At 70.0% G+C, this 12,823-nt stretch carries 10 protein-coding genes; 8 read left to right on the top strand and 2 right to left on the bottom strand.

Going from position 1 to position 12,823, the window contains the following annotated elements:
* Positions 1–122 precede the first annotated feature (122 nt).
* The 3 genes from ABIC28_RS12760 to ABIC28_RS12750 all read left to right on the top strand — a co-directional run bounded on the left by ABIC28_RS12760 (position 123) and on the right by ABIC28_RS12750 (position 2,041).
* On the top strand, positions 123–800 hold the full coding sequence (locus ABIC28_RS12760; RefSeq protein ID WP_097212611.1) for a hypothetical protein: 678 nt from the start codon (positions 123–125) through the stop codon (positions 798–800).
* A 23-nt stretch (positions 801–823) separates the two neighbouring features.
* Entirely contained in the window at positions 824–1,342 is a 519-nt protein-coding gene (locus ABIC28_RS12755; RefSeq protein ID WP_354579142.1) for a hypothetical protein, read from the top strand.
* 66 nt (positions 1,343–1,408) lie between these two features.
* The gene (locus tag ABIC28_RS12750; RefSeq protein WP_354579140.1) at positions 1,409–2,041 is read left to right on the top strand and encodes a DUF305 domain-containing protein; all 633 of its coding nucleotides are present in this window, start codon (positions 1,409–1,411) and stop codon (positions 2,039–2,041) included.
* Between the two features lie 66 nt (positions 2,042–2,107).
* Here ABIC28_RS12750 and ABIC28_RS12745 read toward each other — a convergent pair whose 3' ends face one another.
* Positions 2,108–3,919, bottom strand: coding sequence for an HNH endonuclease signature motif containing protein (locus ABIC28_RS12745; RefSeq protein ID WP_354579138.1), 1,812 nt, complete (start codon positions 3,917–3,919; stop codon positions 2,108–2,110).
* Between the two features lie 113 nt (positions 3,920–4,032).
* Here ABIC28_RS12745 and ccsB point away from each other — a divergent pair, with 113 nt between their 5' ends.
* The gene (gene ccsB / locus ABIC28_RS12740; protein ID WP_354579136.1) at positions 4,033–5,007 is read left to right on the top strand and encodes a c-type cytochrome biogenesis protein CcsB; all 975 of its coding nucleotides are present in this window, start codon (positions 4,033–4,035) and stop codon (positions 5,005–5,007) included.
* Here ccsB and ABIC28_RS12735 read toward each other — a convergent pair.
* Positions 5,004–6,182 (bottom strand): YbfB/YjiJ family MFS transporter, encoded by a 1,179-nt coding sequence (locus tag ABIC28_RS12735; protein WP_354579134.1) that lies wholly within the window; start codon positions 6,180–6,182, stop codon positions 5,004–5,006. The two genes, ccsB and ABIC28_RS12735, sit on opposite strands and share 4 nt — an antisense overlap.
* A 112-nt stretch (positions 6,183–6,294) precedes the next feature.
* Here ABIC28_RS12735 and ABIC28_RS12730 point away from each other — a divergent pair, with 112 nt between their 5' ends.
* From ABIC28_RS12730 to ABIC28_RS12715, 4 genes are all read left to right on the top strand, one after another.
* Complete coding sequence (locus ABIC28_RS12730; protein WP_354579132.1) at positions 6,295–7,152, top strand: LLM class F420-dependent oxidoreductase; 858 nt, start codon at positions 6,295–6,297, stop codon at positions 7,150–7,152.
* 72 nt (positions 7,153–7,224) lie between these two features.
* Positions 7,225–8,178, top strand: coding sequence for an ABC transporter ATP-binding protein (locus ABIC28_RS12725; RefSeq protein WP_097212487.1), 954 nt, complete (start codon positions 7,225–7,227; stop codon positions 8,176–8,178).
* A complete protein-coding gene (locus ABIC28_RS12720) occupies positions 8,175–8,936 on the top strand; it encodes an ABC transporter permease (protein ID WP_097212488.1) in 762 nt (253 codons plus the stop codon). Before ABIC28_RS12725 ends, ABIC28_RS12720 begins: the two co-directional genes overlap by 4 nt.
* A 44-nt stretch (positions 8,937–8,980) precedes the next feature.
* Complete coding sequence (locus ABIC28_RS12715) at positions 8,981–12,808, top strand: ABC transporter ATP-binding protein (protein ID WP_354579129.1); 3,828 nt, start codon at positions 8,981–8,983, stop codon at positions 12,806–12,808.
* The last annotated feature ends 15 nt before the right edge of the window (positions 12,809–12,823 follow it).

Here is a 12,823-nt window from a genome sequence, read left to right as displayed (position 1 = left end):
TAGGCAGTGATCTGCGTCGCATCCAGGGACGACGTGCCCGGGCCAGGAACAAACACGACGAGGCCGACCGTTGGACAGGAGTTCGGCCGCGGACGGTGCTGGCCGTGACGGAGGGGAAGACCATGGCGGACAAGCTGGGACGCATCGAGCAGGTCATCGTGTCGCTGCTCGACAACGGCGCCAAGCTGCAGGGACCCGCGATCCAGAAGTACGTGGACCGGGTTCGCCGGGCCCATCCCGACGAGAATCCCCAGCAGATCGTCGAGCGGATGGAGAAGATCTTCCTCACCGCGGTGACCGGTAGCGGCGGCGCGGTGGGCGCCGCCGCGGCGGTGCCCGGCATCGGCACGGTCGGCTCCATCGCGGCGGTCGGCGCGGAGTCGGTGTTCTTCCTGGAGGCCTCGGCCCTGTTGACGCTGGCGATCGCCTCGGTGCACGGCATCTCGGTGCAGCAGCACGAGCAGCGCCGGGCGCTGGTACTCGCGGTGGCGCTGGGCGCCTCGGGCATGGAGATCGTGGAGAAGGCCGTCGGCGCGACCACGAAGAACTGGGGCTCACTCATCACCAATCGGCTCCCGGCGCAGACGATGACCGGGATGAACCGGACGCTGATCCACAAGTTCGTCACCAAGTACGCGGCCCGCCGGAGTGCGCTGATCCTGGGCAAGCTGGTACCCGCGGGCATCGGAGCGGCGATCGGCGGCACCGGCAACCGAGTGATCGGCAAGGGCGTGATCAACAACGCGCGCGACGCCTTCGGGCCCGCACCCGCGCGGTGGCCGCTGGAGCTCACTACCTGACCCCCGCAGGGTATGGTCTAGGCATGGACCGGGTCCGCCTCGCCCCGCAGCGCGCCGCACTGTCGTGCGCGCTGCTGCTCGGCGCGCTGGTCTGCGGCCTGCTGGCGATGCATCACGTGGCGGCGGCAGTGAAGGACGCCGGGCAGGCGCACGGTTCGCGGGCCGCGGTCAGCGCGGCTGCGGTGGATACGCGCGACGCGGGCACCCCGGGCGCAGCTCACGGGGCGATGACCGGATACGAGTCACCCGTCATGGCACCGGACCTGCCGACGCCCGATACCGAGATGTCGGCCCATGTGGCCGCGCCCGCGGACCAGCGGCCGGCCGACCACACCGGCGGCCACCACATGCTCAACGCGTGCGTCGCAGTCCTGCTCTCGGCGGTGCTGCTGGCGATGTCCCTGATCGCGTTCGGCCTCCCGTCGGGCGCGGGCACCCGGATTCGCCGCGGCCGGTCCGCGGTCACCTACACCGGTCGCGGGCCACCGTTTGCCGTGCCCACCTCGAATCGCCTTGCCACCTTGTGCCTTCTGCGGGTCTGACAGGGCCACTGCGTCGCGCTCGACGCAGTTCGGCCACTGTCCCACTCGAAAGACCAAGGAAGAACGATGAACACACGTACCAAGACCACCGGCATGATCGCAGCGGCCGCTGCCGCCGTCGCACTGATCGCGGGCTGCTCCAACGACGACTCCGGATCCGGCCACTCGATGGATTCGATGGGCTCGATGTCGATGACCTCGAGTGCGGCGCCGTCCGCATCGGCGGGCACCCACAACAACGCCGATGTCATGTGGGTGCAGATGATGATTCCGCACCACCAGCAGGCCGTGGAGATGGCGGCGCTGACCGAGGGCCGCACCGAGAATGCGGAACTGCTGGCGCTGGCCGGCCAGATCAAGGCCGCCCAGGACCCCGAGATCGTGCAGATGACGGGGTGGCTCGCCGAGTGGGGGGTGCCGACGATGACAGCAGACATGAGCCACGCCGATATGGGCCACGGCGACGGCGGCGACGGGATGATGACTGCGGAGCAGATGACGCAGCTCGAGCAGTCGTCGGGAGCCGATTTCGACCGGGCGTGGCTGGAGATGATGATCGCCCACCATCAGGGCGCGGTGGAGTCCTCGTCCGCGATCCTGACTGACGGACAGAGCGAGCAGGTGCAGGAGCTCGCGAAGAAGATCATCGCAGGCCAGCAGACCGAGATCACCCAGATGAAGGCGATGCTCGGGCAGTAGTCGCGCGCGAGCCTCACCCGCTGAACGTCCCCGTGGTCACCCTGGTGGCCGCGGGGACATTCGCGTTCAGAACGGTGGCGGCACTGGTGGTGTTTCCGGTTTCGGCAATGGGGTCCGGCCGCGGCGGCCCGTGATGCGCGGGGTTGGGGTTGCGAGGGTGTGGCTGCCGTGGGCGCCGGTGGGGAGGGTGAGGGCGGTGGTGCCGGTCCTTGAGGTCCAGAGCATTGTGTGGCCGGGTAATGCGGTCACCGTCCAGAGGCCGAGGGTCTTGAGTTGATGATGGAACTGGCAGAGGCAGTGCAGGTTGGCGACGATGGTCCAGCCGCCGCCGAGGGGATCGTGGGCCCGGTACTCGATGATGTGGTCGAGTTGGCATCCGGCCGCGGGGCGGGTGCAGCCAGGGAATCGGCAGTGCCCGTCGCGTGCGTGGACGAGCGCTGTGGTGGCGGCGTCGGGGCGGTAGGTGAGGGCGCCGGCAGGTGGGGCGGTCAGGCCGCCGTGTCCGTCGGGGTGTTCCGGTCGGGCCAGGGTCGGATCGGCATCGATGGCAGCGAGGACCGCGTCGGTGATGGTGCCGATGCTCGTCGGTGGTGGTGGTGAAGTGCACGATCGCGGTGGAGCAAGCGTTCCGAAATCGGGGATGTAGCCGGCTTTCCGGCGACTGCCGCGGGCGAGGTACGAGCGCACGCAGAACCGCGGCGGCAGTGACGGGGGCAATGCCTCGGGGCCGGGCGGGTCGGCCTTGATATGGGCAGACCTCTCCCCATCGGTTTGGTCTATTGCTTCTTCGCCGACCCCCGCGGCTGGCACTGACTCGGACTCTGGCTGCGGGGCAATGTCATTGACAGTTCCTAGAGCCGCGCGGTCGCCGTTGCCATCGCCGGCGGCGGCGTCCTCGCCATGGGCGATCAGCCCTAGTTCCTCGGCCAGGTTGAGTGCCTCGGTGAGCAGTGCCTGCCAGGTTCCGTCCGCGGCCAGTTTGCGCGCCAGCTCGGGGTCGATCAGCCCGTGGCCGTGCAGGTAGGCGGGTTCGGACAGTAGCCCCACCAGCGTCGGGACATCGATGGTGATCTGCGTCAGCGGCGCCCGCCGACCCGGCAACGCGGCCCGACCCGCCTGCGCGCAGTCGGCGCGGTCGCAGCTGCACCGCAGGTACGACTCGCCGTGCATCATCGCCAACACCGCATCCACCAACCGGCACTGCTTGCCGCGCTTGTCATGAGGGCAGACCGTGGCCGCGAACTCCGCGACCAGCTGCATCACCTGCTCGGCCTCCTCCGGCGACACATTCACCTCGATGGTCGAAGTGTTGCCGCGGGAACGCTTGACGACCCGGCGCCCCACCTCCTGCGCGGTCTCCCGCTGCGCGGCCGCCTCCTCCGCCGAATATTCGGCTACGAGCCGGCCGATCTCGCCGGCGAGCGGGCCCGGCGTCAGCCGCCGCGCGGCCGCCACAATCCCCGGCTCCAACGCCGCCACCGTCTCCGGCTTCAGCCCCGTCGTCTCGCGGCCGATGGCCCGCACCCGCGGCAGGTCCAGCTCACCGGCCTCGAACGCCGCACGCGCCAGCGGCAGCCGCAACCGCAAGTCCATGCCCAGCGAGGCAAGGGACTCCGCGACGGTCTTCGAACAGCCCATCCGCACCGCCAACTCCGCGACCGCACCATTGCCGCAATCGACGATGTCACCCGACCCCAACCGGATATCGCGCTCGATCCACGACTCCCAGAACCGGCCCGCCGCCAACACCTTCCGCGCCGCGAACCGATTCTCCGCCCGGCAGGACCCGACCACCTCGTCGAGGGCAGCGGCGTCGGCCAGCAGCGAGGCGGCCTCCGCCTCGACACCGGACCTCACCCCGCCACCGATCTCGAACATACATTCGATTCTACGCCGGGAGCCTGACATAAATCAGGGCTTGCACGAAGTCCAGCCCTGCGCCGAGTCGTCTACTATCCACCGTAGTAGCCGATGAGTTGCGAGGGGGCCTCATGCCGGTTGACACCACACTGGCGCAGTACAGCGATTTCGCGTTCGCGTCCGCGTTCGCGATCTACGTTCTTGCTCTGGGTCTTTCGGCATTCGATTTTGCGGGCACTTCCGTTCGCCGCCGCACCGCAGCGGACGCCCAGGTGCGGGCCGTGGCCGCTGTCGGCGCATCAGCCTCGAACATGCCGGGGCGAATCTCGGCCGCGGACAGCTACCGCCCGCCAAGCGAGCGAGCTGGACGTGCCGCCATCGCCCTCACACTCGTTGCCCTGACACTGAACGTGGCCGCGATCGTTCTGCGTGGCCTGGCGACCGACCGCTGGCCGCTGGGCAACCTCTACGAGTACGCACTCTTCCTGAGCGCAGCGACTGTCGTGTGTTGGCTGGTCGCCGTGAGGCAGTACCCGATCCGCAACCTGACGGTCTTCGTACTCGCACCGGTGGTCGTACTCCTGTTCATCGCCGCATCGGCGATGTACAACGACGCCGCCCCCCTCGTGCCGGCGTTGCGCTCCTACTGGATCGCCATCCACGTCACCATCATCGTGTCCGCCTGCGGGATCCTCACCTTCGCCAGCACAGCCAGCCTGCTCCACATCGTCGCCGTCCATGGACACGCCAACGACCGCGGCCCGAAAGCCTGGATCGCCAACCGGCTTCCATCCGCAGACCTGCTCGACCGAGTCGCCTACCGCACGACCATCGTCGGCTTCCCGCTCTACACCATCGGTGTCATCTGCGGCGCGATCTGGGCCGAGGCCGCATGGGGACGCTTCTGGGGCTGGGATCCGAAGGAGACCGTTTCCTTCATCGCGTGGGTGCTCTACGCCGCCTACCTACACGCGCGAGCTACGAGCGGGTGGGGGACCCTTCGCGCGTCGTGGATCAACGTCGCAGCCCTCGCCACCACACTGTTCAACATGTTCGCCATCAACTTCGTCGTCTCGGGCCTGCACTCCTACGCAGGAATCAACTAGCGCACGACCACGCGCTCCGACTCCGGTACCTCCGCCCGAGCAGAACGGAGCAGCGGCACAAGGAACGCCAACCCGAGCACCAGGATTCCGGCCGCAAGGGCGAGCGACCGCGAGTAACCGGTGTCGAGCAACGGGGCCACCATCAGGGGGCCGAGCACCTGGCCGAGCCCGTACAGCGCCGTTCCGATCGCGGGGGCGCGCGGGCCCACCAGCTCGGTACCCTCCGCGAGCGTCAGCATCACGATTCCCATGAACGTGCCGCCGAAGGCCAGCGCAGCCAACAATTGCACGGCCGTCGCGTCGAACAGGGCCGAGGCCCCCACCCCGATGATCTGGACGGCGAACGCCACCGCCAGCATCGCCACCCGGGAGTGCCTGCGTGACAGCCTGATCCACAGCACGCAGGACGGGAGCCCGGCCAGCCCGACCGCGATCCACACCGCGCCGCCCAACCAGGTCGCCGTTCCGATGGAGGCCACCGCGGCGACGATGAAGGTGGCCGACACGATGTAGCCGATGCCCTCACAGAAGTAGGCCGCCATCAGCCAGGCGAATCGCGTCCGGTCCCGGCGCGACACCGGCGACTGCTCACCCGCCGAGGTCGCGGTCGCCGGGTCACCGCCGGGCAGCGACCACGCGAACAGCGCCAGGACCGCCGCCAACGCGGCCACCACCAGCCAACTCACCCGCCACGATCCGCCGGACCCCAACGCGAGAAGCGCGCAGCCGGACAACGCGATTCCGGCCCCGATGCCACCGAACACCCAACCGACACCGTCCCCGCCGCTCCTGACCTGCTGGTGCGCCACCCGCGCAGTGAACACGAACAGCACCGCGCTGGCGATACCGGCCAGGAACCGCAACGTCAGCCACAACGACATCGACTCTGCCGCCGGCATCAGCGCCAGCGTCGCGATCAGCAGGACAAGCGAGACCCGCAGCGCCGCCCTGCTCCTGGGAATCCAGTGCGCGAAGATCGCCGCCACCGCACCCACCAGGTAGCCGAGGTAGTTCGCCGTCGCCAGCGTGGCCGCGGACTCAGCGGTCAGCCCCGTCTGACCCACCATCAACGGCAGAATCGGCGTGAACGCGAACCGGCCCAGCCCCATGGCGACGGCCAGCGTGAGGCTCGCGCGCAGCACGAGCAGCCGATCCTTGCCCCCGGTAACCACCATGATCAGCAGGCTACGACCCTCCGAAGATCGCCGAATCAGGTGCCGGAATGAACTCCGGCATCGCGGGGTTGCGCAAAGCATCCCTATGGCAAGCCAATCGGACGGAGAGCCCATGAGCGTCATCGAAGAAACCCCCGACCTCGGCCGAATCGGTGTGTGGCAGCCCGCATACTTCGCGACTCCCGAGTTCGGTCAGGCGCTGGAACGGCTGGGTTACGGCACCGTCTGGCTCGGCGGCTCCCCGCCCGCGGACCTGAAGACCGCCGAGGCCCTGCTCGACGCGACCACCGGTCTCACCGTCGCCACCGGGATCACCAACATCTGGGTCTCCCCCGCCGCCGAGGTCGCCGCGTCGTTCCACCGACTGGAGGCGCGCCACCCGGGCAGGTTCCTGCTCGGCATCGGCGCCGGTCATCCCGAGCACTCCGCACAGGTCTACGCGAAGCCCTATCAGGCACTCGTCGCCTACCTCGACGAGCTCGACGCGGCCGGAGTCCCCGCCGGGCGCCGCGTCCTCGCGGCCCTCGGGCCGCGCGTGCTCAGGCTCGCGGCGGACCGCACCGCAGGCGCGCACCCCTACCTGACCACCCCGGAGCACACCCGCGAGGCGCGCGAGTTGCTCGGCCCCGAACCACTTCTCGCACCCGAGCACAAGATCGTGCTCGACACCGACGCCGCGGCCGCAAGGGCGATCGGCCGCCCCGTCGTGGAGAACCCGTACCTGCACCTACAGAACTACATCGCGAACCTCACCCGGCTCGGATTCACCGAGGCCGAACTCGCCGACGGCGGCAGCGACCGGGTGATCGACGCCCTCGTCGCGCACGGCGATGCCGCCGCGATCGCCGCCCGCCTCACCGAACACCTCGACGCGGGCGCGAACCATGTCGCCATCCAGGCGCTCCCCGTCGACGGCGACCAGCTGCCCGCCCTCACCGCGCTCGCCGTCGCGCTCGGCCTGCAGAACTGAAACCACGCGGGAGATCCGCCCACCCCTCCCTCCGCGGATAGGCTGGCGCCCATCACGGAGGGAGGGCACGGCATGAGCGCAGGGGGACACCCGGCGGCACTCGAGGCGATCGGACTGTCCAAGCAGTTCAAAACCGTTGACGCCGTATCGGATCTGAGCTTCACCGTGCCGCAGGGATCGATCACCGGGTTCCTCGGCCCGAACGGCGCAGGCAAGACCACCACGCTGCGCATGTTGCTAGGCCTGGTGCGGCCGACCGCGGGCACCGCCACCATCGCCGGCGTGCCGTTCGCGGCGCTCACACAACCCGCGCGCGTGGTCGGCGCTGTTCTCGATTCGCTTAGCCTGCACCCGAACCGCACCGCGCTCGGCCATCTCCTCGTCTACACCGCCGCGACCGGGCTCCCCGATTCGCGCGCCCGACAGGTCCTGGCGCTGGTCGGGCTCGAACAGGCCGCACACCAGAAGGCAGGCACCTTCTCGCTCGGCATGCGGCAGCGGCTCGCGCTGGCCACCGCCCTGCTCGGCGACCCCCAGATGCTGGTCCTCGACGAACCCGCGAACGGCCTCGACCCCGAGGGCATCGCCTGGCTGCGCGAGTTCCTCAAGGCATTCGCCCGGTCCGGCCGCACGGTCCTGGTCTCCAGCCACATCCTGCGCGAGGTGGAGCAGACCGTCGACCGCCTGGTCATCGTGAGCGAGGGCCGCCTTGTCTACCAGGGCGGCATCGATGACCTTCGGCGTTCTCGCCAGGGCCGCATCCTGATCGCGGGATCCGATCCCGCCACCCTTGCGATCGCCCTGGCCGCCAACGGGATCACCGACGCGCAGGTGCTGCCCGACGGCCGCCTGGCCGTCACCGGCGCCGAACTCGACACGATCGCCGCCATCGCACAGCCCGCAGGCGTGCGCATCTTCGGCGCCACCGCCGAGCCGGTCGACCTCGAGCAGGTGTTCCTGTCGATGACATCCGGCCGGTACGCGGCCGACTACCAGCCGGGCCAGCACTACGGAGGTCCCCGATGACCGCGCTGCTCACCGCGGAACTCCGCAAGGTCACCACCCTGCGCTTCTGGTGGGCCCTGGCGATCGCACCGCTGGCGGTCGCCCTGTTCGCCGGAGCGATCTTCGCGGCGGTCGACGACACCCTCACCACCATGGACGCCGAACTCACCACCAGCGCGGCGAACGTCGGGCTCTTCATCACCATCGGCTGGGTGGCCCTGTTCGCCGGCCTCTTCGGCGCGGTGAACGCGGGTACCGAATTCCGGTACAGCACACTGACTCCCACCTTCCTCATGGCCTCGGACCGGGACCGGGTGCTCGCCGCGAAACTGATCGTGACGGCGGCCTTCGGCGCGCTGTACGCGATCGCGGCCATGGCGCTCGCGGCGATCTGCCTGACGGCGTTCGGCGGCGCACTGGAATTCGACGGCTCGTTGGCGGAACTGTTCGCCGCCGGGGTGCTGACGTCCATCGCCTGGTCGCTGATCGGGGCCGGGCTGGGACTGGCGTTCGCCTCCTCGATCGGCGCGGCGATCGCGCTGCTGGCCTGGTACCCGGTCGGCGAGATGATCGTCGGCGCGATACTCGCCGGGTTCGGTGCGGGATCGGTCGCGGCGTGGTTGCCGGGCGCGCTCACCCTGTCCACCGTGCTGGGCGCGGCCACCGACGGGCTCTCGGACACCGCGCCGTGGCCGCTCGCGCCGATCGTGCTGCTGGCCTGGGCCGCACTGTCGGCCGGCCTCGGCTGGTGGCTGACGCGAGCCCGCGACATCACCTAGCCCTGAGGCGTCCGCGTCGGACCCCGGGGCTACCGTGGATTTCGATGGTGACCTCGGAGAGCAAACGCGGCTGGATACGTCGGCTGACGGCCGAATGCTGGGCCCACCGGACCGTCGTGCTCGGCGCACTCGCGGTCACGGTGATCGCCGCGATCATCGACATCTCGTTCCCGCTCCTGACCCGGATCGCGATCGACGACGCCACCAGCGGCGCCACCGAGATGATCGCGACCGTGGCCGCGAGCATCGCGGCGCTGGCCGTGGTCCGGTTCGGATGCCAGTTCGGCCGCCGGATGCTCGCCGGCCGGCTCTCCATCGATGTGCAGCACGACCTCCGCCTCGGTCTGCTCAGCTCGCTGCAACGCCTCGACGGCGCGGGCCAGGACCAGATCCGCACCGGACAGGTGGTGTCCCGCTCGATCACCGATCTACAGCTGGTGCAGGGCCTGCTCGCCATGGTCCCGCTGTCCGCGGGCGCGCTGATCCAGTTCCTGCTCGCGGTCGTGGTGATGGCCTACCTCTCCCCCCTACTCACCGTCGTCGCGCTGCTCGTGGTGCCTGCGGTCTCGCTCGTGGTCTGGCTGATCCGACCCAAGCTGTACGCGGCCACCTGGTCCGCCCAGCAACGCGCAGCCGACCTCGCGCAGCACGTCGAGGAGACCGTCACCGGCGTCCGGGTGGTCAAGGGGTTCGGCCAGGAGGCCAGGGCGGTGCAGCGCCTCGAGGGCCTCGGCCGCGACCTCTACGCCGAACGGATGCGGGCCGCCCGGATCAACTCTCGCTTCGCTCCGACCATGGCCGCGCTGCCGCAGCTCGGGCTGGTCGGGGTGATCGCCCTCGGCGGCGCGTTGGCGCTGCAGGGCTCGATCTCGGTGGGCACCTTCCTGGCGTTCGCGACCTACGTGGCGACGATGTCGAACATCAGCCGCCTGCTGTCGTCGGTGGTGATCATGGCCCAGCTGTCGCGGGCGGCGGTCGAACGCGTCTACGAGGTGATCGACACCGAGCCCTCGGTCGCGGACCCGGCGCACCCGATCCCGTTGCCCGCCGGGCCGATCGGGGTCCGGCTGCGCGGGGTCACCTTCGGCTTCGAGTCCGGCCGCGAGGTGCTTCGGGACCTGGATCTCGACATCGCTCCCGGCGAGACGGTGGCCGTCGTTGGCCGGGCCGGATCCGGCAAGACCGCGCTGTCGCTGCTGCTCCCCCGCTTCTATGCGCCCACCGAGGGCAGCGTGGGACTCACCTCGGACGGACAGGCCATCAACGTGGCGGACCTGCGGGCCGATCAGCTGCGCGAGGCCGTCGGGTTGGTCTTCGACGAGCCGTTCCTGTTCTCCGACACCATCTCCGCGAACATCGCGCTCGGCCGCTCCGACGCCAGCGCCGAGGAGATCGCGATCGCCGCGAAGATGGCGCAGGCCGACGAGTTCATCGAGGCGCTGCCCGACGGCTACGACACCGTCGTCGGCGAGCGTGGTCTCACCCTCTCAGGCGGCCAGCGCCAGCGGGTCGCACTGGCGCGCGCGCTGCTGGTCGATCCGCGGCTGCTCATCCTCGACGACGCCACCTCCGCCGTCGACGCAGCCACCGAGGCCGCGATCTTCGACACCCTGCGCTCCCAACGCGACCGGACCACGCTGATCCTGGCGCACCGGCGCTCGACGCTGACCCTGGCGGACCGGGTCGCCGTCCTCGACGAGGGCCGGATCATCGACAGCGGGACGATCGCCGAGCTCGACGAGCGCTGTCCGTTGTTCCGGGCGCTGCTCGCCGACCCGGACCCGGAAGGCGCGCACTCGGACCCGACGCCGGTGCCGACGGGGCCCGAACCCACCGACACCCAACTGTGGCCCGAGACCGTGCCGTCCACCGAGTTCGACGCGATCGTCTCCGACAACCCGGCCGCGTCCGCGGGGCACGGCGGCGCCCCCGGCCGCGGCGGAGGGGGTGGCGGAGGCGGAGGGCCGATGGCGGGCGCCCTCGGCGATGTCGCGGCGACCCCCGAGCTGCGGGCCGCGGTCGAGGCGCTGCCGCCAGCGGTCGAGAACCCCCGGATGGACGACGCCGGCCTCCGCAGGCCCGATCCCGACTTCCGGTTGTCCTCGCTGCTGCGGCCGGTCCGCTGGATCCTCGCAGCGGTGGTCGTCTGCCTCGCGCTCGATTCGCTCGCGGGTGTGCTGTTCCCGTCGATCGTGAAGTTCGCCATCGATCACGGCGTGGTCCCCGACCAGCCGTCGGCGCTGTGGTGGGCCACCCTCGCGGGGGTCGCGCTGGTGGCCACCAACTGGGTGGTGGTCGCGGTGATGACGGTGATCACCGCCCGCGCGGGCGAGAAGGTCCTCTACGGCCTGCGCGTGCGCAGCTATGCCCACCTGCAGCGGCTCGGACTCGACTACTACGAGCGCGAGCTGTCCGGCCGGATCATGACGCGGATGACCACCGACGTCGACGCGCTGTCGTCGTTCCTCCAGACCGGCCTGTCCACCGCCGTGGTCAGCGTGCTGACCGTCGTCGGCATCTCGGTGGCGCTGCTGCTCACCGATGTCGTCCTCGCGCTCGTCGCCCTCGCCGTGGTGCCGCCACTGATCGTCGCCACCCTGATCTTCCGGCGGGTGTCCTCCGTCGCGTACTCGGTCTCCCGCGAACGCATCTCCATCGTGAACGCCGACTTCCAGGAGAACATCGCCGGCCTGCGCGCCGCCCAGGCGTATCGCCGTGAGGACTTCGCGGCGGAACGGTTCGCCGCCAGGGCGGACAGCTACCGCCACAGCCGGATGCGCTCGCAGCTCGCGATCTCGATCTTCTTTCCGTTCATCACGCTGCTCTCCGACCTGGCACTCGCCGCCGTGGTCCTTGTCGGTTCGCGCGAGGTCGCGAGCGGCGACGCCACCGCGGGGACGCTCGTCGCGTTCGTCCTCTACCTGGGGCTGCTGTTCGGTCCCATCCAGCAGCTCTCGCAGGTGTTCGACGGCTACCAGCAGGCGAGCGTCGGCCTCACCCGCATCGGCGACCTGCTGCGCACCTCGAGTTCCATCGAGACCGCCAACCAGCCCGACACCGTTCCCATCGAAGGCCACCTGCGCGGCGACGTCTCCTTCGGCGCCGTGAGCTTCCGCTACAGCGGTGCCGAACGGGAGGCGCTGAGCGGGGTGGATCTGCGGATCGAGTCCGGCACCACCGTCGCTCTCGTCGGCAAGACCGGCGCGGGCAAGTCGACGGTGGTCAAGCTGCTCGCCCGGTTCTACGACCCGAGCACCGGTTCCGTTCGCGTCGACGACGTCGACCTGCGCGCCTATCCACTGCACCGATACCGCGGCCGCCTCGGTGTGGTCCCACAGGAGGCGCACCTCTTCTCGGGGGACGTGGCGAGCAACATCGCCTACGGGAAACCCGACGCCACCCGTGACGAGATCGTCGCCGCGGCCCGCGCGGTCGGGGCGCTGCAGACCATCGCCGGATTCCGGGGCGGGATGTTCCAGCCGATCGGGGAACGCGGCCAGGGGCTGTCGGCCGGGCAGCGACAACTGATCGCCTTGGCCCGCGCCGAGCTGGTCGACCCCGACCTCCTGCTGCTCGACGAGGCCACCGCGACGCTCGATCCCGCGACCGAGCGGACCGTGCTGGAGGCGGGCCGACTGCTCACCCGCAGGCGGACCGCGGTCATCGTGGCGCACCGCCTTGCCACTGCCGCCCAAGCCGACCTCGTGGTCGTGATCGACGACGGGCGGATCGTGGAGAAGGGACGGCATCGCGATTTGCGGCGTGCCGGTGGTCACTATGAGCGGCTCTGGGATGCAGCGCAGAGCCAAGAAGGGAATAATTCGCGGGGACTAACCGTCATCGATAGTAGTGAACCCGGCGGCCTGAAGTGATGTACTTCACTCGGC

Origin of the sequence: Rhodococcus sp. PvR044 (assembly GCF_040548995.1) — a bacterium.
In the GTDB taxonomy this organism is placed as follows: Bacteria; Actinomycetota; Actinomycetes; order Mycobacteriales; family Mycobacteriaceae; genus Rhodococcus_G; species Rhodococcus_G oryzae.
The sequence above is the reverse complement of the archived record's forward strand: the minus strand, read 5'-3'. Positions and strand labels throughout refer to the sequence as shown.

Bases quoted from the DNA above. Each gene is read 5' to 3' on its own strand.
- ABIC28_RS12745 (WP_354579138.1), bottom strand. From the start codon at position 3,919: ATGTTCGAGATCGGTGGCGGGGTGAGGTCCGGTGTCGAGGCGGAGGCC.
- ABIC28_RS12725 (WP_097212487.1), top strand. From the start codon at position 7,225: ATGAGCGCAGGGGGACACCCGGCGGCACTCGAGGCGATCGGACTGTCC.
- ABIC28_RS12750 (WP_354579140.1), top strand. From the start codon at position 1,409: ATGAACACACGTACCAAGACCACCGGCATGATCGCAGCGGCCGCTGCC.
- ABIC28_RS12715 (WP_354579129.1), top strand. From the start codon at position 8,981: ATGGTGACCTCGGAGAGCAAACGCGGCTGGATACGTCGGCTGACGGCC.
- ABIC28_RS12730 (WP_354579132.1), top strand. From the start codon at position 6,295: ATGAGCGTCATCGAAGAAACCCCCGACCTCGGCCGAATCGGTGTGTGG.
- ABIC28_RS12735 (WP_354579134.1), bottom strand. From the start codon at position 6,182: ATGGTGGTTACCGGGGGCAAGGATCGGCTGCTCGTGCTGCGCGCGAGC.
- ABIC28_RS12755 (WP_354579142.1), top strand. From the start codon at position 824: ATGGACCGGGTCCGCCTCGCCCCGCAGCGCGCCGCACTGTCGTGCGCG.
- ABIC28_RS12760 (WP_097212611.1), top strand. From the start codon at position 123: ATGGCGGACAAGCTGGGACGCATCGAGCAGGTCATCGTGTCGCTGCTC.
- ABIC28_RS12720 (WP_097212488.1), top strand. From the start codon at position 8,175: ATGACCGCGCTGCTCACCGCGGAACTCCGCAAGGTCACCACCCTGCGC.
- ccsB (WP_354579136.1), top strand. From the start codon at position 4,033: ATGCCGGTTGACACCACACTGGCGCAGTACAGCGATTTCGCGTTCGCG.